Raw genomic sequence first — 19,011 nt, forward strand, 5'->3', positions numbered from 1 at the left:
CGGCTTTACGCCCGGTTTCGCAAGGGTGAAGGGAAGGTTGAGGCGCCGGCTAGAGCAGGGCCGCGACGGCGAAGCCCGCGGCCATCAGCAGGCCCGCGTTGCGGTTGTCGCGGAACAGCCGCAGGCAGACCGCGCCGTCGGTGCGGTCGAAGCGGCGCAGCTGCCAGTGCAGGCGCAGCGCGAAGGCCCAGACGCCCAGGATCGCCGCGACCATCGTCGCCGCCCCCGACCAGGCCGTCGCCAGAACCGCGGCCGACAGCGCCAGCAGCACCGCGGCGACGAGGAAGCCGAACAGCCAGCGTCCGGTGGATTCGGCGAACAGGCGCGCGGTCGACTTCACCCCGATCAGCGCGTCGTCCTCCTGGTCGCAGCAGGCGTAGATCGTGTCGTAGAACAGCGTCCAGGCGATGCCGGCGAGGTAGAGCAGCACCGGCGGCCAGCCGAGCGAGCCGGTGTGCGCCGTCCACGCCAGCAGCGCGCCCCAGTTGAAGGCCAGGCCCAGAAACACCTGCGGCCACCAGGTCACGCGCTTCATGAACGGGTAGATGCACACCGGCGCCAGCGAGACGACGCCGAGGAGAATCGCCGCCGGGTGCAGCGTCAGCAGCAGGAAGAAGGCGATGAACGCCTGTATAACCATCCACGCCACGGCCTGCTTCACGGTGACGCGGCCCGAGGGCAGCGGACGCGAGCGGGTGCGCGCCACGCCGCCGTCGATGTCGCGGTCGGTGATGTCGTTCCAGGTGCACCCCGCGCCGCGCATCAGGAACGCGCCCACCGCGCAGACCCCAGCGATCCAAAGGTCTTCCGGACGCCCCCCGGCGGGATCGGCCGCGACCGCGAGCGCCAGGCTCCACCAGCAGGGGATCAGCAGCAGCCAGGTCCCCGCCGGCCGGTCGGCCCGGCTCAGGCGCAGGAAGGGGCGGCTCCACTCGGGCGCGAAGCGGTCGACCCAGTTGCGATCGGTGGAATCGGCAACTCGACCATCCGGCGCGGGCGGGTTATCCCAAGGCGGGGTTTCGGAGCGTGGCGCATTCATGCGGGGGCTTATGGCAGAAAAGGCGGCGAAGGTCAGGCTCTGCGTGACGGGCGAACTGTCGCCGGGCGCGGTGCTGGAACCCTCGCGGGAGCAGGCCCATTACCTGTTCAACGTGATGCGCCTGACCCCGGGCGATACGCTGCTCGTCTTCAACGGCCGCGACGGCGAATGGCGCGCCGAGGTGAGCGAGGCGAGCCGCAAGGGCGGCGCGCTGACCTGCGTCGAGCGGACCCGCCCGCAGACCCGCCCCCGCGACCTGTGGCTGCTGTTCGCCCCGGTGAAGAAGGCGCGCACCGACTTCATCGTCGAGAAGGCCTGCGAGCTGGGCTGCGCCGCCCTGCGCCCCGTCTTCACCCGCCGCACCAACGCCGAGCGCCTGCGCCCCGACCGCCTGCAGGCCCACATGGTCGAGGCGGCGGAGCAGTGCGGCTTCCTCTCGGTGCCCGAGCTGATGGAGGCCGAGCGGCTGGACCGCGTGCTCGACGCCTGGGACCCCGCCCGCCGGCTGCTGTTCTGCGACGAGCGGCGCGACGCGCCCCCGATCACGCAGGCGCTGGCCGCCCATGCGCCCGCGCCGGGTGCGGACGCCGGCCCCTGGGCGGTTCTGATCGGCCCCGAGGGGGGCTTCGACGAGGCGGAATCCGAGCGCCTGCGCGCCGCCCCTTACGTCACGCCCGTGTCGCTCGGACCGCGCATCCTGCGCGCGGATACCGCGGCGGCTTCGGCGCTGACGATATGGCAGGCTGCGCTGGGGGACTGGAACGGGACCGAGGGGGCGACGGCATGAGCGACGGGACGAGCGCATTTCCCGGCGGAGAGGGGGAAGGAGCCATGCAGGCGTTGGGCCGCTGGGCCGAGACCCTGATCGCCGCCACGCTGGCGGTGGCGCTGCTGAGCGTCGGCCTGCGGGCCGCGTTGCAGGGCGGATGGCTCGGCTGGGGCCTCGCGGCGCTGGGCCTGCCCGCCGCCGCCTGGGCCGTGGTCGCCTTCAGCCGAGCGCGGATGAAGGGCGACTCGGACGGTCCCGGCGTGGTCGAGGTCGCCGAGGGCCGCATCACCTATCTCGCGCCCGAGGGGCACGAGCAGCTCTGGGGCGGCGTGGTCCGCGTCGAGGAGCTGTGGACGGTCGAGGCGGTGCTGCTGAAGCGCAACGCCGGCCTCGCCTGGCGGCTGCGCCCGATGGACGGCCTGCCGGTGGTGATCGCCGTGCGCGCCCGCGGCGCGGACCAGATCCCCGAGGCGCTGTCGGTGCTGCCGGGCTTCTCGGTGATGCGCGCCTCGAAGGCCTTCGAGCACGACGGGCTGGGGGTGCGCCCGATCTGGCGACGCTCGGTCCACGCGCGCAGCCTCATTTGACGGTCCAGAACGGGGTTGCCCCGTCCCGCGGCCCCTTCTAAGTCTGCCCGTGGCCGCCACTTCGCGCGGCGAAGAAGACGCCGGGAGCGGGCATGTCGATACCTCAGAGCGGCGGCGGCCCGATCGAGCGGCGCGAACAGCTGGCCGAATACCTCGCCGCCGGCTGCAAGCCCGCGGACCAGTGGCGCATCGGGACCGAGCACGAGAAGTTCGGCTACCTGCGCGGCAGCCACAAGCCGCTGCCCTACGAGGCGCCGGCGGGCGGCTCCCCCGCCTCGGTCCGCGCCATGCTCGAAGGCCTGCGCGACCGCTTCGGCTGGGACCCGATCGAGGAATCGGGCCACCTGATCGGCCTGACCAAGGACGGCGCCAACGTCAGCCTGGAGCCGGGCGGGCAGCTCGAGCTTTCGGGCGCGCCGCTGGAGACGCTGCACCAGACCTGCGACGAGTCGAACCGGCACCTGGCCGAGGTGAAGGAGATCGCCGACGAGATCGGCGCCGGCTTCATCGGCCTGGGCGCGGCCCCGGAATGGCGCCACGAGGACATGCCGATGATGCCCAAGGGGCGCTATCGGCTGATGACCGGCTACATGCAGTCGATCGGCCCCTGGGGCACGCAGATGATGTACCGGACCTGCACCATCCAGGTGAACCTGGACTTCGGGTCCGAGGCCGACATGGTCAAGAAGCTGCGCGTGGGGCTGGCGCTGCAGCCGGTGGCCACCGCGCTCTTCGCCAACTCCCCCTTCTTCGAAGGCAAGATCAACGGCCAGAAGTCCTGGCGCTCGCGCATCTGGCAGGACCTCGATCCCGACCGCACCGGCATGCTGCCCTTCGTCTTCGAGGACGGCATGGGGTTCGAGCGCTGGGTGGACTACGCGCTCGACGTGCCGATGTACTTCGTCTACCGCGACGGCAAGTACATCGACGCCCTCGGCCAGAGCTTCCGGGACTTCATGGAGGGCCGGCTGCCCGCCCTGCCGGGCGAGACGCCGACCCTGTCGGACTGGGCCGACCACCTGACCACCGCCTTCCCCGAGGCGCGCATCAAGAAGTTCATCGAGATGCGCGGCGCCGACGGCGGCCCGTGGCGGCGGATCTGCGCCCTGCCGGCCTTCTGGGTGGGGCTGCTCTACGACGCCCCGGCGCTGGACGCCGCCTGGGACCTCGCTAAGGACTGGACGGCCGAGGAGCGCGAGGCCCTGCGCCGCGACGCCGCCAAGCGCGGGCTGGAGGCGGAGATCCGCGGCCGCTCGATGCAGGACCTGGCGCGGGAGGTGCTGTCGATCTCCGAGGCCGGTCTCAAGGCCCGCGCGCGCCCCGGCGCCGGCGGCCTGATCCCCGACGAGACCCACTTCCTCGACGCCCTGCGCGAGACGGTCGAGACGGGCATGACGCCCGCCGACGAGCTTCTGGCGCGCTACCACGGCGCATGGGGCGGCGATCTCTCGAAGGTCTACGGAGAATACAGCTACTGAGGCGGCCGCCCCCTGCGGCGCGGCCTCGCTCCTTCGGCGGCTCAGCCGTCGGCCGGACGCTCCCGCACGCCCGAGATCCAGCGCACGAGCAGCAGGCTCGCCGCGCCCATCCCGCCCAGGATCAGCGGCTGGGCGAGGCTGAGGGGGACGCCGAGGATCAGGCCGGAGACGAGGGCGAAGAGCACGCCCGCGACCAGCCCCGCCAGCGCGAAGGCGAGCGCGGTGCGCCGGCGGGCGAGCCACAGGCCCAGCACCGCCAGCAGGCCGAAGGTCAGCGAGAAGACCACGAAGGCCGACAGCGCGGCCAGCGCGGCGGTCGCGGCCGCCTGGTTCACCGCGGCGCGGTCGGGCAGGGCCATGCCGGCCACCAGCCAGGCGATGGCCGCCGACAGCGCGCCGATCGCCACCGGCGCGATCGCCAGCCCCGCCACGAGGCGCAACACCGGGCGGCGCGCATCCATCGGCCACCAGTCCAGACCCAGCTTCGCCATCGGCCCCTCCGCTGCTCGTTCCGAGGCGAGACTAGGCGTCGTTCGCGCCGGGTTCCAGCCCGCGCCGCTCGACGCGCAGCCGCAGGCGCTGGGCGAAGGCGACGCAGGCGACCGTCCAGGCCGCGCCCAGCAGGCTGGGCACGACCAGGATCATCGCCCAGTTGACCACCTCGCTCGCAGCGCCGGGGGCGCCGAGCCCGCCCGCCGCGCCGCCGCCCGCGTAGAGGCTGAGCCCCACGAAGACCACCAGCCACGCCGTCGGCCCGACCGCGAGGGCCGAGCGCAGGCCGGCGAGGCGGGCCAGAAGGCTCGCCGCCGCCAGCGTCGGACCCAGCACGACCCAGAGCGAGACCGCCGTCCCCATGGCGGAGAAGGCGAGGTGCACGTCCCAGCGCCCGATTCCGGTCAGCCCCATCAGCGGCGGGTTCGCGACGGCGTAGAGGGCGCCGGCCAGCATCCCCAGCGGCGCGAAGGGGAAGATTGCGGCGAAGAGCAGCCCCGGGATCACGCCCGGCGCGAAGGCGCGGGGCCGCGCCCGGCGGCGCGGGCCCGGGCGGGGGGCGGCGGGCGTCTCCTGCGGGTCCGACGCTGGGGCGAGGATCGCGGGGCCGGCCGCGGGCGCGGCCTCGACCCGGGCGGAGGGGCGGGCGGGCGCGGGGCCGCCCTGCGCCGCCGCGGCCTCGGCGCGGCCGGGCAGGAGCGAGGCGTCGCCCGCGGACGCCGGCTCGGGCGCGAGATCGGGCGCGCCGGGGCGCGGCGCGGCGTGGGGCGCGGGGGCGGTCAGGGCCGGGGGCCCGGGATGGGAGGGGTCATGGTCACGCCCTGTCGTCTCCTTCGCCGTCGGTCCGGCGTCGGCAGGTTAGGCCGGGCGGGCGCGCCTCGCCAGAGGGGGCGGGCGCGAGGAGCGCGCGAGGGCCGGGGCCCCCGCGCCGCCGGATCACAGCAGGACGTCGGAGGCGTCGAGGTCGGCCTTGTCCAGGCCCGCCAGCAGGATCGAGCCGCCCTTGAGGTCGATCAGCACGCCGGCGTCCACGTCCGAGGCGGACTTCATCAGCTGGGCGAAGGCGCCCGGCGCCCCGGTCTTGCGCAGGTCGAGCACGTCGCCGGCGCCGAAGTCCTTCACCACGTCGTCGCCGAAGGTCTTCACGAAGCGGAACTTGTCGCCGCCGCCGCCGCCCCACAGCGTGTCGTTCGCCGCGCCGCCGTCGAGCAGGTCGTTCGCGTCGCCGCCCCACAGCAGGTCGCGGCCGGCCTGGCCGTAGAGCTTGTCCTTGCCCTCTTCGCCCCAGAGCTGGTCGTTGCCGTCCCCGCCCTTCATCTTGTCGTTGCCCTGGCCGCCGCCGACCTTGTCCGCGCCGCCGCGCAGGTCGAACTTGTCATTGCCCTCGAAGTCGATCGGGTAGCCGTCCGAGGTCTTCTGTCCGGGCTTGGCGACGTCGTTGGCGTTGGTGCCCTGGTAGTCCCAGGAGAAGTTCTTCAGGAAGTACTTCTCGAAGGCGAAGACGTCCGTGCCCGAATCCTCGCCCTTGATGGCGCTGATCAGGGACTTCACCGAGAAGTCGCAGTTCGAGATCGTCACGGCCAGCTTGCCGTTCACCGCGGTCTTCCAGGTGTCGATCGTGCCGGCGCCCGAACCGTTGATGTTGATGCCCGTCCCGGAGAGGGTCGTGACGGTGTTGTCGTACTTGATGACGACGCCGGTCGAGCCGCGCTGGCTCGCGTCGCCTTCCGACAGGATGTTGCCGAGCTCCTCCATGAACTCGCCCAGCGAGATCTTGAAGCCGCTCTCGTAGCGAACCTTGACCCTGGCCATCCGTCTTCCCCACGCTCATGCCCATGCCGGAGAACGGATAGTTCAGCGATGTCCGGCCGTTGGGGAAGGCTTAGCAGGAAGATGAATGCGGCGGAAGAGCGCCATGAGGTGAATCGCGCCGGAGAAATGGCGCCGCTCCCCCGCGCGCGGCGGGGGAGGGAGAAGGGGGCGGCGGGCGGGCCTCAGCCCGCCTTGGCGCCCCCGACGGTCAGCCCGCCGATCAGCAGCGTCGGCTGGCCCACCCCCACCGGCACCCACTGGCCCGCCTTGCCGCACATGCCCATGCCCGGATCGAGCGCCATGTCCGAGCCGACGGCGCGGATCTTCTTCAGCGCCGTCGCGCCGTCGCCGATCAGGGTCGCGCCCTTCACCGGGTGCAGGACCTTTCCGTTCTTCACCCGGTAGGCCTCGGTGCAGGAGAAGACGAACTTGCCGTTGGTGATGTCCACCTGGCCGCCGCCGAAGGCGACCGCGTGGATGCCGTCCTCGACGCCCGCGACCACGTCCTCGGGGGAGGCCGTGCCGCCCAGCATGATGGTGTTGGTCATCCGCGGCATCGGCGGGTGGGCGTAGCTCTGCCGCCGGCCGTTGCCGGTGGGGTCGACGCCCATCAGCCGGGCGTTCTGGCGGTCCTGCATGTAGCCGACCAGGCGGCCGTCCTCGATCAGCACGTTGCGGGCCGAGGGCGTGCCCTCGTCGTCCACGGTGATCGAGCCGCGGCGGTCGGGGATGGTCCCGTCGTCCACCACGGTCACGCCGGGGGCCGCGATCATCTCGCCCATCAGCCCGGCGAAGGCGGAGGTCTTCTTCCTGTTGAAGTCGCCCTCCAGCCCGTGGCCCACCGCCTCGTGCAGCAGGATGCCGGGCCAGCCGGAGGACAGCGCCACGTCCATCACTCCGGCGGGGGCGTCCTCGGCCTCGAGGTTGACCAGCGCCTGGCGGATCGCCTCGTCGACCAGGCGTCTGCCGTGGCCGGGGTCCATCACCGCCTCGACCCCGAAGCGCCCGCCGCCGCCGGCGGAGCCGGATTCGCGCCGCCCGCCCGATTCGCAGATCACCGAGACGTTCATGCGCACCAGGGGACGCGCGTCGGTCACGCGGGTCCCCTCGGGGCGCAGGATCTCGATCTCCTGCATCGAGCAGGCGAGGCTGACGGTGACCTGGGCGACCTTGGGCTCCTTCGCGCGGGCGTAGGCGTCGAGCTCCGAGAGCAAGGTGACCCGGGACTGGAAGTCGGGGCCCTCGAGCGGGTCGTCGTCGGAATAGAGGCGGCGGTTGGTGGCCTGCGGGGGCGCGGCCGGGCCCGTGCCGCCGCCGTCGCGGGCGGCGAGGCGGGTGGTCTGCGCCGCGCGCTTCAGGGCGGCGGAGGACAGTTCGGTCGAATGGGCGTAGCCGGCGGCCTCGCCGCAGACGGCGCGCAGGCCGAATCCCTCGCCCGCGTCGTAACTGGCGGTGCGCAGGCGGCCGTCGTCGAAGGCCAGCGCCTCGGATCGGCGACGCTCGAGATAGAGCTCGCCGTCGTCGGCGCCTGCGACAGCCTCGCGCAGGATGGCGAGCGCCTCCGCTTCGTCGAGCGCGGTCTCGAACGGGCGGAACGGGTCGCTGGACCGGGTCATGGGGGCTCCTTCGCGGGGATATGCGGCCGGTTTCAGGGGAAACGGCGCAGGGCTGACATACACGTGGCGCAATGCGCCGCATTGCTCAACCGTCTCGCATATGATCGTTTCCGCGGCGAAATTCACTAGCCCGAGGCGATGGGTCTGGCGTATGCCGCCCTCGCCGTGCCAAGGAACCGGCGATCGCCGGAGCGGCCTTTCCCGGCCGCCGAAGAACAAGGGGGAAGATCGGACATGCGAGCTGGCAAGATGGCGTCGATCCTGTCCGGGCTGGCGGGCGGCCTGACCGCCGCGGTCGCCGCGCCCGCGGCTTTCGCGCAGGACTCCGCCACCATCATCGGCATTCCGCACGACGGCGGCACCGGCTTCCAGCATGCGGCGACGGAGCTGGCCTCCGACCTGCACTGGCTGGACGGCTTCCTGCTGGTCATCATCACGGTGATCGTGCTGTTCGTCACCGCGCTGATGGCCTACGTGGTGTTCCGCTTCAATGAGAAGGCCAACCCCAAGCCCGCGACCTTCACCCACAACTCGCTGGTCGAGGTGGTGTGGACCGTGGTGCCGATCGTGATCCTGGTGGCGATCGCCATCCCCTCGCTGCAGCTGCTGTCCAAGCAGGTGACGATCCCCGAGGCGGACCTGACGATCAAGGCGACCGGCAACCAGTGGTACTGGTCCTACGACTATCCGGATCCGAACGGCGAGGCCGACTTCGCCTTCGACGCGATGATGGTCGGCTACGGCTACAAGGACTACGAGACCGCGAAGGCCAACGTGGGCGACGAGCTCGAGGCCGCCGGCGTGACGCGCGAGAACTACCGCCTGCAGACCAACAACTGGGTGGTCGTGCCGGTGGGCAAGGTCGTGCGCATGCAGGTGACCGCCGCGGACGTGATCCACTCCTGGACCATCCCCGCCTTCGGCGTGAAGATGGACGGCATCCCCGGCCGTCTGAACGAGATCTGGTTCCAGGTCGACGAGCCCGGCATCTACTACGGCCAGTGCTCTGAGCTGTGCGGCAAGGACCACGCCTACATGCCGATCTCGGTCAAGGCCGTCTCCCCCGAGGAGTACGACGCCTGGCTGGCCGACGCCCAGGCCAAGTTCGCCGGCGTCGAGCGCAACGTCTCGGTCGCCTCGCTGACCGAGTGACCGGACCGGCGGGCGGAGCCGCGCGCTCCGCCCGCCCGCTTCGTCGCGGACCGGATCGCCGGATCGCGGCGCGGCCCGCCGGGCGGACGCCCGGGGGCCCGAGCCGGGGCCGGCGCCCCTCCGACGGCCGCGCCCCCCGCCGATTTGACCGACGCCACCGCCGCCGCAGCGCCGACCGCGCGGGGTGCGAGAGCCAGGAAGCCGACGCCGTTCCATGACCGACGCCTCGATCATCGACACGCCCCGCCGAGGGACCGATCCCGTCGCCGGCGCGCCGAAGGAGCCGTCGGTCCGCGACTACGTGCTGCTTCTGAAGCCGCGCGTGATGTCGCTGTCGATCTTCACCGCCCTGGCCGCCATGCTGTGCGCCCCCGTCCACGTGAACCCGGTGATCGGCTTCGCCGCGATCCTGTGCATCGCGGCCGGGGCCGGCGCCTCGGGCGCGCTGAACATGTGGTGGGACGCGGACATCGACGCCAAGATGCGCCGCACCGCCGGCCGCCCGATCCCCGACGGCCGCATGGCCCCGGGCGAGGCGCTGGCCTTCGGCCTGGCGCTGGCGGTGCTGTCGGTGATGATGCTGGCCGTGTTCGCCAACCCGCTCGCGGGCGGACTGCTGGCCTTCACCATCTTCTTCTACGTCGTCGTCTACTCGATGTGGCTGAAGCGCTCGACGCCGCAGAACATCGTCATCGGCGGGCTGGCCGGCGCGCTGCCGCCGCTGGTCGGCTGGGCCGCCGCGACCGGCTCGGTCGACGTGGCGCCGCTGCTGATGGTCGGCCTGATCTTCATGTGGACCCCGCCGCACTTCTGGGCCCTCGCCCTGTTCGCGGAGACGGACTACGAGAAGGCCGACGTGCCGATGCTGCCCAACGTGGCCGGCGACGCCGAGACCCGCCGGCAGATCCTGATCTACGCGCTGCTGCTCGCCCCCGTGGCGATCGCCCCGGCCTTCACGGTCGTGGGCGGGCCGCTCTACCTGGCGGTGGCGCTCTACTTCAACGCGCGCTTCGCGGCGGGGGCCTGGCGGCTCCGCCGGAGGGACGAGGCGCAGGCCAAGGCCGACAAGTTCGCGGCCGAGAAGCGGTTCTTCCGCCTCTCGCTGCACTTCCTGTTCTGGTCCTTCGCCGCGCTGCTGGGCGAGGCCGCGCTGCGGGCCGCCTTCGGCGACTACGCCGCCGCCATGCATCTGTTCTGAGCGAGGGGAAAAGAGGAAAGCCGATGATCCCCAAGGAAGAACATGAGCTCCACCGCCGCCGCCGCGGGCGCAACTTCGCGCTGGGCGGGGTGCTGCTGGCCTTCGTGCTGCTGGTCTTCGCGGTGACCATCGCGAAGCTCGCCGGCGGCCAGGTCGACGCGCTGCAGGGGTTCTGAGATGGGCCGCTGGTGGAAAGGGCTGGAGCCGCAGGCGCGCACCGCGCTTCGCTGCCTGGCGCTGCTGGGGGTGATGGCCTCGCTGACCGTCGCGGCCGTGCCCTTCTACTCCTGGTTCTGCCGGGTGACCGGCTACGGGGGCGAGACCAACGTCGCCGCCGCCAACGAGCACGGGGTGCTGGAGCAGACCATCAAGGTCCGCTTCGACGCCAACGTCGAGCGCGGCTTCGCCTGGGACTTCAAGCCCGAGACCCGCGAGATGGAGATCAAGATCGGGGAGACGGGGCTCGCCTTCTACAAGGCGACCAACACCTCCGACCGGCCGATCGCGGGCCAGGCCTCCTACAACGTCGCGCCGTTCTCGGCCGGCTACTACTTCACCAAGATCGACTGCTTCTGCTTCACCTACCAGGTGCTGCAGCCGGGCGAGACCAAGATGATGCCGGTCACGTTCTACGTGGACCCGGAGATCGTCGAGGATCGCGAGGCGAAGTACGTGCACACGATCACGCTGAGCTATACGTTCCACGAAACCGACGTCCAGGACGAGGACAGGACCACCGAGGCGACCGACGCCTCGGCCGTCCTTCCGAAGCCTGCGCAGGACGTCAACTGACGACGAGCAGGACGGCGCGCGCCGGGACCGACTTTCCGAGGGGAGACACGCGATGGCCCACGAGAAGAACCACGACTACCATATCCTGGCGCCGAGCCCCTGGCCGCTGCTGGGCGCCGTCTCGGCGTTCATCATGCTGTTCGGCGGCGTCCTGTGGATGCATGACGGCACCCCGGCGATCTTCGCGATCGGCTTCCTGGGCGTGCTCTACGTGATGTACGCCTGGTGGAAGGACGTCATCGTCGAGAGCCGCGCCGGCGACCACACCCCGGTCGTGCAGCTGGGCCTGCGCTACGGCGTGATCATGTTCATCATCTCCGAGGTGATGTTCTTCTCGGCGTGGTTCTGGACCTTCTTCAAGCACGCGCTCTACCCGGCCTACGAGATCGACGGCACCGAGACGATCCCGGGCGCCTGGCCGCCGGTGGGCATCGAGACCTTCGACCCCTGGCACCTGCCCCTGCTGAACACGCTGATCCTGCTGCTGTCGGGCTGCTTCGCCACCTGGGCGCACCACGCGATCGCCCATGACAACGACCGCAAGACCATGGGCCAGGCGCTGATCGGCGCGGTGGTCCTGGGCGTGCTGTTCACGATCTGCCAGGCCTACGAGTACAGCCACGCGACCTTCTCCTTCTCGGGGAACGTCTACGGCGGCACCTTCTTCATGGCGACCGGCTTCCACGGCCTGCACGTGATCATCGGCACCATCTTCCTGGCCGTGTGCATGCTGCGCGCCTTCGCCGGCCACTTCACCGCCGAGAAGCACATCGGCTACGAGGCGGCGGCCTGGTACTGGCACTTCGTCGACGTGGTCTGGCTGTTCCTGTTCGCGGCCGTCTACATCTGGGGCGCCTGAGCCCCGCGCCGCCTCGCCCCTCGCGACGCGCAACGCACTGCCAAGGGGCGGCCCGAAAGGCCGCCCCTTCCGCGTTTCCGGGGCCCCTCGCCCCCGGGCCGCCCTCCCCTGCACGCTGGTCCTGACCGGAGCTCCCATGTCCCGCACCCCCCGCGCCCGCCTGGTCTTCTCCCTCGTCGTCGGGATCGGCGGGGTCGCGATCCTCTGCGCCCTGGGGACCTGGCAGCTCCAGCGCCTGGCCTGGAAGGAGGGGCTGATCGCCGAGCTGGAGGCGCGTCTGGAGATGGCGCCCGTGGCCCTGCCGGAGGCGCCGGAGGAGGCGTCGGACGAATACCTGCGGGTCGCGGTCGAGGGATCCTACGCCCCCGGCGAGATCCACGTCCTGACCTCCCGCGCGCCCTACGGCCCCGGCTTCCGGGTGATCGCGCCCTTCGAGACCGAGGGCGGGCGGCGCATCCTGGTCGACCGCGGCTTCATCCCCGAGGCGGAGAAGACCGAGGCCCGCGACCTCCCCGGCCCGCTGGAGGTGACCGGCGCGCTGCTGTGGCCGCAGGAGGTCGACGGCTTCACCCCCGACCCGGACCGGGAGAAGAACCTGTGGTTCGCCCGTGACCTGCCCGCGATGGCGCAGGCGCTGGAGGCCGAGCCGATCCTGGTGGTGGCCGAGGGCAATCCCGGCGAGCGGCCCGTCGCCTGGCCGCTGAGCGTCAACATCGTCAACGACCACCTGGAATACGCGATCACCTGGTTCAGCCTCGCGGTGGTCTGGGCCGGCATGTCGATCGCCTTCGCCCGCCGCCGCCGGAGCTGAGCCGGACGCCGGGCGCGCGCGGCCCGAGCCCCGGTCCGAGCCCCGGCCCAAGCCCCGGGCCCGAGCCGGGGCCTCTCCCCCCAGCGTCGATTTGCTGACCGTTCGGCCGGTCGACAACTTCATCAGCCGGGCTTACGGCATGGTATGACTCGTCCGAATCAGGACGCCGCGCGCAGGCTGGCGGTTTCGAGCGACCGCGCCGCGCCGAACAGGATCGACCAAGGGGAGACCTCGATGCCCAAGGACCACCGCGCCCAGCCCACGGCCGCGCACCCGTTCCCGGAGGCGCCCAAGCCCGGCGAGACGCTGGAGGTCGCGCCCGGCGTGCTGTGGCTGCGCTTCAAGCTGCCCTTCGCGCTGAACCACGTGAACGTCTACCTGATCGAGGACGGCGCCGGCTGGGCGGCGGTCGACACCGGCATCGGCGACGACCTGACCCGCGAGGTCTGGGAGGCGCTGTTCGCCGGCCCCCTGAAGGGCCGTCCCCTGACCCGCCTGATCCTGACCCACCACCACCCCGACCACATGGGCTCGGCCGGGTGGCTGGCGGAGAAGTTCGACATCCCGGTCCACATGACCGACACCGAGTATTTCATGGGCCGCTACCTGAGCACCGGCCACGACGCGGTGCACGGCAAGAGCCACATGATCTTCTACCAGAACCACGGCATGACCGAGAGCGCCGCCGCCGCCGTCACCGGCCGCGGGCACATGTACCTCGAGATGATCACCGGCCTGCCGTCCTCCTTCCACGCGCTGGAGCCGCGGGAGCCGTTCGAGATCGGCGGCCGCACCTTCGCGGTCCACACCGGCGGCGGGCATTCCTGGAACCAGGCGATGCTCCATTGCGAGGACGAGAACTTCTTCATCGCCGCCGACCAGGTGCTGGGGCGGATCACGCCCAACATCTCGGTCCACTCGATCCAGCCCGAGGGCGACCCGCTGGGCCGCTACCTCGACAGCCTCGCCTCGCTGCGCGCCGCGATCCCCGACGGGACGCTGACCTTGCCGGGCCACGACCTGCCGATCACCCACCTGCACCAGCGCATCGGCGAGCTGATCGCCCACCACGACGAGCGCTGCGACATCGTCCTGAACGCCTGCCGGGAGCGGGAGCTGTCCTGCGCCGAGATCACCCCGATCCTGTTCACCCGCCAGATGGACGAGCACATGTTCTCCTTCGCCTTCTCGGAGACGCTGGCCCACGTGAACCGGCTGCTGCGCGAGGGGCGGCTGCTGGACGTCGGAGAGCGGGACCGGCCGCGCTTCCGCAGCGCCTGACGCCGGCGCCGGACGGGCGGTGTCGCGGCGTCGCCGTTGACCGGACGGCCGCGCCGTCTACCCTTCTCCGGTCTGGACGCGACGGACGCGGGAGCGGGACATGGCGCGCGGCGGCGGTTTCGCCATCATCGGACTGGGAACCTTCGGGAGCACCGTGGCGCTCGAGCTCGCCCGCGCGGGCGAGCACGTGCTGGGCATCGACCGGCATGAGCGCCACGTCGCCCGCCTGGCGGACGAGGTGGCCGAGGCGGTGATCGCCGACGCCCGGGACGAGGACGCGCTGCGCGAGGCGGGCGTCGGCTCCTACGGCACGGTGGTGATCGGCATCGGCGAGGATCTGGAGGCCAGCATCCTGGCCACCATGAACGCCCGCCTGCTGGGGGTGAAACGGGTCTGGGTGAAGGCCAAGACCAAGACCCACCACCGCATTCTGGTGAAGATCGGCGCCGACCGCGTGGTCCTGCCCGAGCAGGAGATCGGCCGCCACGCGGCCCAGGTGCTGCGCAATCCGCAGGTGCGCGACTACGTCAGCCTGGGCAACGGCTTCCACGTCGTCGAATACGTCGCGCCCGAGAAGATGGACGGCTGGCCGCTGGAGAAGCTGAAGCTCGCCGAGTACCCCGAGCTGCGGGCGCTGGGGCTGATGCGGGGGACCGAGTTCGTGCCCTGCACCTCGCCCGACACGGTGCTCAAGGCCGAGGACAAGATCCTGCTGCTGGGCCGGCGGGACGATTTCCGCCAGTTCGGCGACGTGCTCTGAGCCCGCCGGAGCGCCCCGATCCATGCCCGGCATCGCGCTTTTCCGCCGCCGCGTCGCGCTGACGCCGCCGGCGACGCTCGCGCTTCTCTACGGCGCGCTGGTGATCCTGGGCACGCTGCTGCTGAAGCTGCCCGTGGCGACGCCCGAGCCGATCGACTGGGGGGACGCGCTGTTCACCTCCGCCTCGGCGGTGACGGTGACGGGGCTGGCGGTGGTGGACACCGGCTCGGGCTTCACCGGCTTCGGGCAGGCGGTGATCGCGGTGCTGATCCAGCTGGGCGGCCTGGGGCTGATGACCTTCGCGGCGCTGGTGCTGACGATGCTGGGCAAGCCGATGGGGCTCAGCTCCCGCGCGTTCCTGCGCGAGGACCTCAACCAGACCTCGATCTCGGAGCTCTTTCGCCTCGTGCGCCTGATCCTGCGGGTGGTGGTGGTGGCCGAGCTGGCGGGGGCGGCGGTGCTGGCGCTGGTGTTCGTGCCGGCCGAGGGGGTGGCGAAGGGGCTGTGGACGGCGGTCTTCCACTCCGTCTCCGCCTTCAACAACGCGGGCTTCTCGCTCTATCCCGACAGCCTTGTGCGTTATGCGGGCCATCCGATCGTGAACCTGGTGGTGCCCGCGCTCTTCATCGTGGGGGGCGTCGGCTACCTGGTGGTGCACGAGGTGCTGGAGCGGCGGCCCTGGGGGAAGATGTCCCTGCATGCGCGGCTGACGCTCGCGGGCTCGGGCGCGCTGCTGGTCTGGGGGACCTTCGCCTTCGCGGTGCTGGAGTGGAACAACCCCGGCACGCTGGGCCCGCTTCCGCTGCACGCCAAGCTGCTGGCGAGCTGGTTCCAGTCGGCCACCACCCGGACGGCGGGGTTCAACACGGTCGACATCGGGGCGATGCACGATTCGACCTCGCTGATGTTCATGTCGCTGATGATCATCGGGGGCGGCTCCACCTCGACCGCGGGCGGCATCAAGGTCACCACCTTCATCGTCCTGATCCTCGCCACCGTCGCCTTCTTCCGCAGGCGGGAGACGCTGCACGCCTACGGCCGCTCGCTGGGGGTGGAGGAGGTGATGAAGGTGCTGGCGCTCGCCATGGTCAGCGTGCTGACGGTGATGGCCGCGACCTTCGTGCTGGCGGTCAGCCACGACGGGGATTTCGTGGACATGGCCTTCGAGGCGGTCTCGGCCTTCGGCACCGTGGGCCTGTCGCGCGGCGTGACGGGGGAGCTGACCGGCTTCGAGCGGTCGGTGATCGTCTTCCTGATGTTCGTGGGCCGGGTCGGCCCGCTGACGCTGGGCTTCTTCCTGGCCACGCGCGTCCCCCCGCGGGTGCGCTATCCCGCGGGGCGGGTCTTCCTGGGCTGACCTGGGACCGGTCCCCGAGGCCGGAGGCGTGCGCCCCCGACGACGGAGGCGCGCCCCGGGGCGAGCCCGGGGCGCCCGGCGTCAGATCCGCGCCTCGATCAGGAACGGGCCCTTGGTCTTCATCGCGTGGTCGAGGAGCTTGGTGAACTCCTCGATCGTCTCGGCGCGGCCGGCGTCGACGCCCATGCCCTTGGCCATCAGCACCCAGTCGAGGTCCGGGCGGTCGAGGTCCAGCATCCGCTTGGCGTTCTCGCCGAAGTCGTTGACGCCGACGTTGCGCATCTCGCCCTGCAGGATCGCGTAGGCGCGGTTGGCGTAGACGATGGTGACCACGTCCAGCTCCTCGCGCGCCTGGGTCCACAGGCCCTGCACCGTGTACATGCCCGAGCCGTCGGCCTGCATGGCCACGATCTTGCGGTCCGGGCAGGCGACGCCGGCGCCGACGGCGAGCGGGATTCCTTCGCCGATGGCGCCGCCGGTCAGGGGCAGGTGGTCGTGCGGGTGCAGGCCCGGCGACAGGGCGGCCAGCGGGCCGGCCGAGGTCACCGACTCCTCGACGATGATGGCGTTCTCGGGCAGGCGGCGGGCCACGGCGGCGGCGATGGTGGCCGGCGTCAGGGTCCCGGTCGGCTCGGCGATCTCGTTCTGCACGAAGGCGTTGGCCTTGAAGGGCGACTTCGCGGTCAGCCCGATGGCCTCGGCCAGCTGGCGCAGCGCGTCCTCGAGGTCATGCTCGTGCTCGGCGACCTGGATCACCTCCGCCTCGTCGGGCAGGGGGGAGGAGGGCTTGCCGGGATAGCCGAAGAACACCACCGGCTTCTTCGCGCCGATGCAGATCGCGACCTCGACATGGGCCAGCGCCTGGATCGCCATGTCGACGTTGTAGGGGGTCATCCGCGCCGCCACCCGGCCCGCGCCGCGCTGGGCGCGGTCGGACTGCGGGTGGAAGAGGTCGGCGCCGGTCGCCAGCGCGATGCGCCCCGCCCACTCCAGCGCGCCCTCGCGAAGCGCCCGGTGCTGCAGGAACAGCGCGCAGCGCTTGCCCGACTTCAGCGCCGCGGCGGCGGCGGCCACGGGGCCCTCGTCGATGGCCGGCGGCACCGGCATCGGCAGCTTCGACGGCGTGCGCGCCTCGACCTCGCCCCAGGCCGAATCCGCCGGCAGGATCAGCGTCACCGGCCCGCGGGTCGCCATCGCCTGGGTCCAGGCTTCCTCGGTCTTCGGCCCCACGTCCTCGGGCGAGGTGGCGCGGCCCACCCAGTGCGACATCGGCCAGGCCAGCCCGTCGATGTCCGAGGTCAGCGGCGCGTCGGCCTCGAGGTGCCACGAGGCATGGTCGCCCGGCACGTTGATCATCGGCGTGCGCGCGCGGCGGGCGTTGTGCATGTTGGCCAGCGCGTTCGCCAGGCCCGGGCCGGTGTGCAGCAGCGTCACCGCCGGCTTGTTCGCCATGCGCGCGTAGCCGTCGGCGGCGCCGGTCACCACGCCCTCGAACAGGCCCAGCACGCAGCGCAGCTGCGGCTTGCGGTCGAGGGCGGCGACGAAGTGCATCTCCGACGTGCCGGGGTTCGAGAAACACACGTCCACGTCGTTCGCCAGCAGCGTGTCGCAGAGAAGATCGGCGCCGTTCATCGGTCAGGGCTCCAGGTTGGGAGGCGCGGCGCCCGCGGCGTCGAGCATCGGAGAGGGGGGCGTCGCCGGCGGAGGCCTGCGGCGGAGGAGAATGGCCGCCGAAATTGGACCGGTCGGCGGGCGGATGTCGAGCCCCCTTGTCGACCGGCCGGCCGGATGCGGGCTGGCGCGGCGCCCGGCCGTCGCGCTAGGCTCGCCCCCGGAACGCCCCCCGGGTGCACGAGGCGGGCGCATCGGGAGAGCCGCCTTGAACCAAGCCATCCCCGTCTCGGCGCAGACGACCGCCGACTGGCCCGCGGGCCTGCACCGGGTGCTGAAGGAGGCGGGCGTCCGCCACGCCTCCTACGTCCCCGACGCCGGCCATGCCGAGCTGATCCGCCGCTTCCACGCCGACGACGACGTGCAGACCGTGATGCTCTCGACCGAGGAGGAGGGCGTGGCGCTGGCCTGCGGGGCGTGGCTGGGCGGGTTGCGCTCGGTGGTGCTGATGCAGAGCTCGGGGGTCGGCAACTGCATCAACATGCTGTCCCTGCCAGAGCAGGCGCGCATGCCGCTGCTGATGCTGGTGACGATGCGGGGCGAGTGGGGGGAGTTCAATCCCTGGCAGGTGCCGATGAGCCGCGCCACGCAGACGGTGCTGGAGGCGATGGGCGTCACGGTCCTGCGCGCCGAGACCGCCGGGGACGTCGTCGAGACCGTCGCCCAAGCCGCGCAGATGGCTTACGGCGGCGACCAGCGCATCGCGGTCCTGCTGGGCCAGCGCCTGCTGGGGGCGAAGAAATGGTGAGCGGGGTGGAGCGGCGGGCCGCCGTCACGGCCCTTCTCGCGGATCGGGACGGGGCGCTGGTGGTCAGCGGACTGGGGTCTCCGACCTGGGATCTTCACGCCGCCGGCGACGATCCGGGCAACTTCTACCTGTGGGGCGCGATGGGCGGCGCGGCCATCGTGGCGCTGGGCGTGGCGCAGGCGCAGCCCGGCCGACGGGTGCTGGCGATCACCGGCGACGGGGAGCAGTTGATGGCGCTCGGCTCGCTCGCCACCATCGGGGCGGCGGGGCCGGAGAACCTGGCGGTCGTGGTGCTCGACAACGAGCAGTATGGCGAGACGGGCGCCCAGCCCAGCCATACCGGCCGGGGCGTGGACCTCGCCGCCATGGCCGCCGCCGCGGGCTTCGCCGAGACGGGAACCGCGCGCACGCTGGAGGAGGTCGAGGCGCTGGCCGCCCGCCTGAAGGCGCCGGCCGGGGGGCCGCGGTTCTTCGTGGTGAAGATCTCGACCGCGATGCCGCCCCGCTCCCTCCCCTCGCGCGACGCGCCCTATCTCAAGACCCGGTTCCGGGCGAACCTGGGGTTGGCCCCGAACTGAGGCGCCGCGCG

20 protein-coding genes are annotated in these 19,011 nt (G+C 71.9%); 14 read left to right on the forward strand and 6 right to left on the reverse strand.

Annotated features, from left to right (window positions below):
• Positions 1 to 49 precede the first annotated feature (49 nt).
• On the reverse strand, positions 50 to 1,039 hold the full coding sequence (ubiA, locus tag P2H44_RS02685; RefSeq protein WP_275761871.1) for a 4-hydroxybenzoate octaprenyltransferase: 990 nt from the start codon (positions 1,037 to 1,039) through the stop codon (positions 50 to 52).
• 10 nt (positions 1,040 to 1,049) lie between these two features.
• Here ubiA and P2H44_RS02690 point away from each other — a divergent pair, with 10 nt between their 5' ends.
• The 3 genes from P2H44_RS02690 (at position 1,050) to P2H44_RS02700 (ending at position 3,873) form a co-directional block, all read left to right on the forward strand.
• Positions 1,050 to 1,826, forward strand: coding sequence for a 16S rRNA (uracil(1498)-N(3))-methyltransferase (locus P2H44_RS02690; protein WP_275762099.1), 777 nt, complete (start codon positions 1,050 to 1,052; stop codon positions 1,824 to 1,826).
• Between the two features lie 44 nt (positions 1,827 to 1,870).
• A complete protein-coding gene (locus P2H44_RS02695; RefSeq protein WP_275761872.1) occupies positions 1,871 to 2,395 on the forward strand; it encodes a hypothetical protein in 525 nt (174 codons plus the stop codon).
• Positions 2,396 to 2,487: 92 nt separating this feature from the next.
• The gene (locus tag P2H44_RS02700) at positions 2,488 to 3,873 is read left to right on the forward strand and encodes a glutamate--cysteine ligase (RefSeq protein WP_275761873.1); all 1,386 of its coding nucleotides are present in this window, start codon (positions 2,488 to 2,490) and stop codon (positions 3,871 to 3,873) included.
• Between the two features lie 41 nt (positions 3,874 to 3,914).
• Here the strand turns inward: P2H44_RS02700 and P2H44_RS02705 are convergent, their stop codons facing one another.
• The 4 genes from P2H44_RS02705 to tldD all read right to left on the reverse strand — a co-directional run bounded on the left by P2H44_RS02705 (position 3,915) and on the right by tldD (position 7,793).
• Positions 3,915 to 4,364 (reverse strand): hypothetical protein, encoded by a 450-nt coding sequence (locus tag P2H44_RS02705; protein ID WP_275761874.1) that lies wholly within the window; start codon positions 4,362 to 4,364, stop codon positions 3,915 to 3,917.
• Positions 4,365 to 4,395: 31 nt separating this feature from the next.
• A complete protein-coding gene (locus P2H44_RS02710) occupies positions 4,396 to 4,872 on the reverse strand; it encodes a hypothetical protein (protein ID WP_275761875.1) in 477 nt (158 codons plus the stop codon).
• A 429-nt stretch (positions 4,873 to 5,301) separates the two neighbouring features.
• Positions 5,302 to 6,177 carry a calcium-binding protein gene (locus P2H44_RS02715; RefSeq protein WP_275761876.1) on the reverse strand — a complete coding sequence of 292 codons (876 nt, stop codon included), beginning with the start codon at positions 6,175 to 6,177 and terminating at the stop codon, positions 5,302 to 5,304.
• 182 nt (positions 6,178 to 6,359) lie between these two features.
• Complete coding sequence (gene tldD, locus P2H44_RS02720) at positions 6,360 to 7,793, reverse strand: metalloprotease TldD (protein ID WP_275761877.1); 1,434 nt, start codon at positions 7,791 to 7,793, stop codon at positions 6,360 to 6,362.
• 234 nt (positions 7,794 to 8,027) lie between these two features.
• Here tldD and coxB point away from each other — a divergent pair, with 234 nt between their 5' ends.
• The 9 genes from coxB to P2H44_RS02765 all read left to right on the forward strand — a co-directional run bounded on the left by coxB (position 8,028) and on the right by P2H44_RS02765 (position 16,003).
• The gene (gene coxB, locus P2H44_RS02725; RefSeq protein WP_275761878.1) at positions 8,028 to 8,945 is read left to right on the forward strand and encodes a cytochrome c oxidase subunit II; all 918 of its coding nucleotides are present in this window, start codon (positions 8,028 to 8,030) and stop codon (positions 8,943 to 8,945) included.
• A 214-nt stretch (positions 8,946 to 9,159) separates the two neighbouring features.
• On the forward strand, positions 9,160 to 10,143 hold the full coding sequence (locus tag P2H44_RS02730) for a heme o synthase (RefSeq protein ID WP_275761879.1): 984 nt from the start codon (positions 9,160 to 9,162) through the stop codon (positions 10,141 to 10,143).
• A 23-nt stretch (positions 10,144 to 10,166) separates the two neighbouring features.
• Entirely contained in the window at positions 10,167 to 10,319 is a 153-nt protein-coding gene (locus P2H44_RS02735; protein WP_275761880.1) for a hypothetical protein, read from the forward strand.
• Between the two features lies 1 nt (position 10,320).
• Positions 10,321 to 10,935 carry a cytochrome c oxidase assembly protein gene (locus tag P2H44_RS02740; RefSeq protein ID WP_275761881.1) on the forward strand — a complete coding sequence of 205 codons (615 nt, stop codon included), beginning with the start codon at positions 10,321 to 10,323 and terminating at the stop codon, positions 10,933 to 10,935.
• 52 nt (positions 10,936 to 10,987) lie between these two features.
• Entirely contained in the window at positions 10,988 to 11,794 is an 807-nt protein-coding gene (locus P2H44_RS02745; protein ID WP_275761882.1) for a cytochrome c oxidase subunit 3, read from the forward strand.
• Between the two features lie 136 nt (positions 11,795 to 11,930).
• The gene (locus P2H44_RS02750) at positions 11,931 to 12,605 is read left to right on the forward strand and encodes an SURF1 family protein (RefSeq protein ID WP_275761883.1); all 675 of its coding nucleotides are present in this window, start codon (positions 11,931 to 11,933) and stop codon (positions 12,603 to 12,605) included.
• A gap of 234 nt (positions 12,606 to 12,839) precedes the next feature.
• Positions 12,840 to 13,886: an MBL fold metallo-hydrolase gene (locus tag P2H44_RS02755; protein WP_275761884.1), complete on the forward strand. Its 1,047-nt coding sequence runs from the start codon at positions 12,840 to 12,842 to the stop codon at positions 13,884 to 13,886.
• A 100-nt stretch (positions 13,887 to 13,986) separates the two neighbouring features.
• On the forward strand, positions 13,987 to 14,646 hold the full coding sequence (locus P2H44_RS02760) for a potassium channel family protein (RefSeq protein WP_275761885.1): 660 nt from the start codon (positions 13,987 to 13,989) through the stop codon (positions 14,644 to 14,646).
• A gap of 22 nt (positions 14,647 to 14,668) precedes the next feature.
• A complete protein-coding gene (locus P2H44_RS02765) occupies positions 14,669 to 16,003 on the forward strand; it encodes a TrkH family potassium uptake protein (RefSeq protein WP_275761886.1) in 1,335 nt (444 codons plus the stop codon).
• An 81-nt stretch (positions 16,004 to 16,084) separates the two neighbouring features.
• On the opposite strand, the gene P2H44_RS02770 is transcribed toward P2H44_RS02765, so the two are convergent.
• Positions 16,085 to 17,635, reverse strand: a complete 1,551-nt coding sequence (locus P2H44_RS02770) for an acetolactate synthase large subunit (RefSeq protein WP_275761887.1) — start codon at positions 17,633 to 17,635, stop codon at positions 16,085 to 16,087.
• Positions 17,636 to 17,882: 247 nt separating this feature from the next.
• On the opposite strand from P2H44_RS02770, the gene P2H44_RS02775 reads away from it, so the two are divergent.
• Positions 17,883 to 18,422, forward strand: coding sequence for a thiamine pyrophosphate-binding protein (locus P2H44_RS02775; RefSeq protein WP_275761888.1), 540 nt, complete (start codon positions 17,883 to 17,885; stop codon positions 18,420 to 18,422).
• Positions 18,416 to 19,000, forward strand: coding sequence for a thiamine pyrophosphate-dependent enzyme (locus P2H44_RS02780; protein ID WP_275761889.1), 585 nt, complete (start codon positions 18,416 to 18,418; stop codon positions 18,998 to 19,000). The genes P2H44_RS02775 and P2H44_RS02780 overlap by 7 nt, the downstream gene beginning before the upstream one ends.
• The last annotated feature ends 11 nt before the right edge of the window (positions 19,001 to 19,011 follow it).

Source organism: Albimonas marina (genome assembly GCF_029223255.1).
Taxonomy (GTDB): Bacteria; Pseudomonadota; Alphaproteobacteria; order Rhodobacterales; family Rhodobacteraceae; genus Albimonas.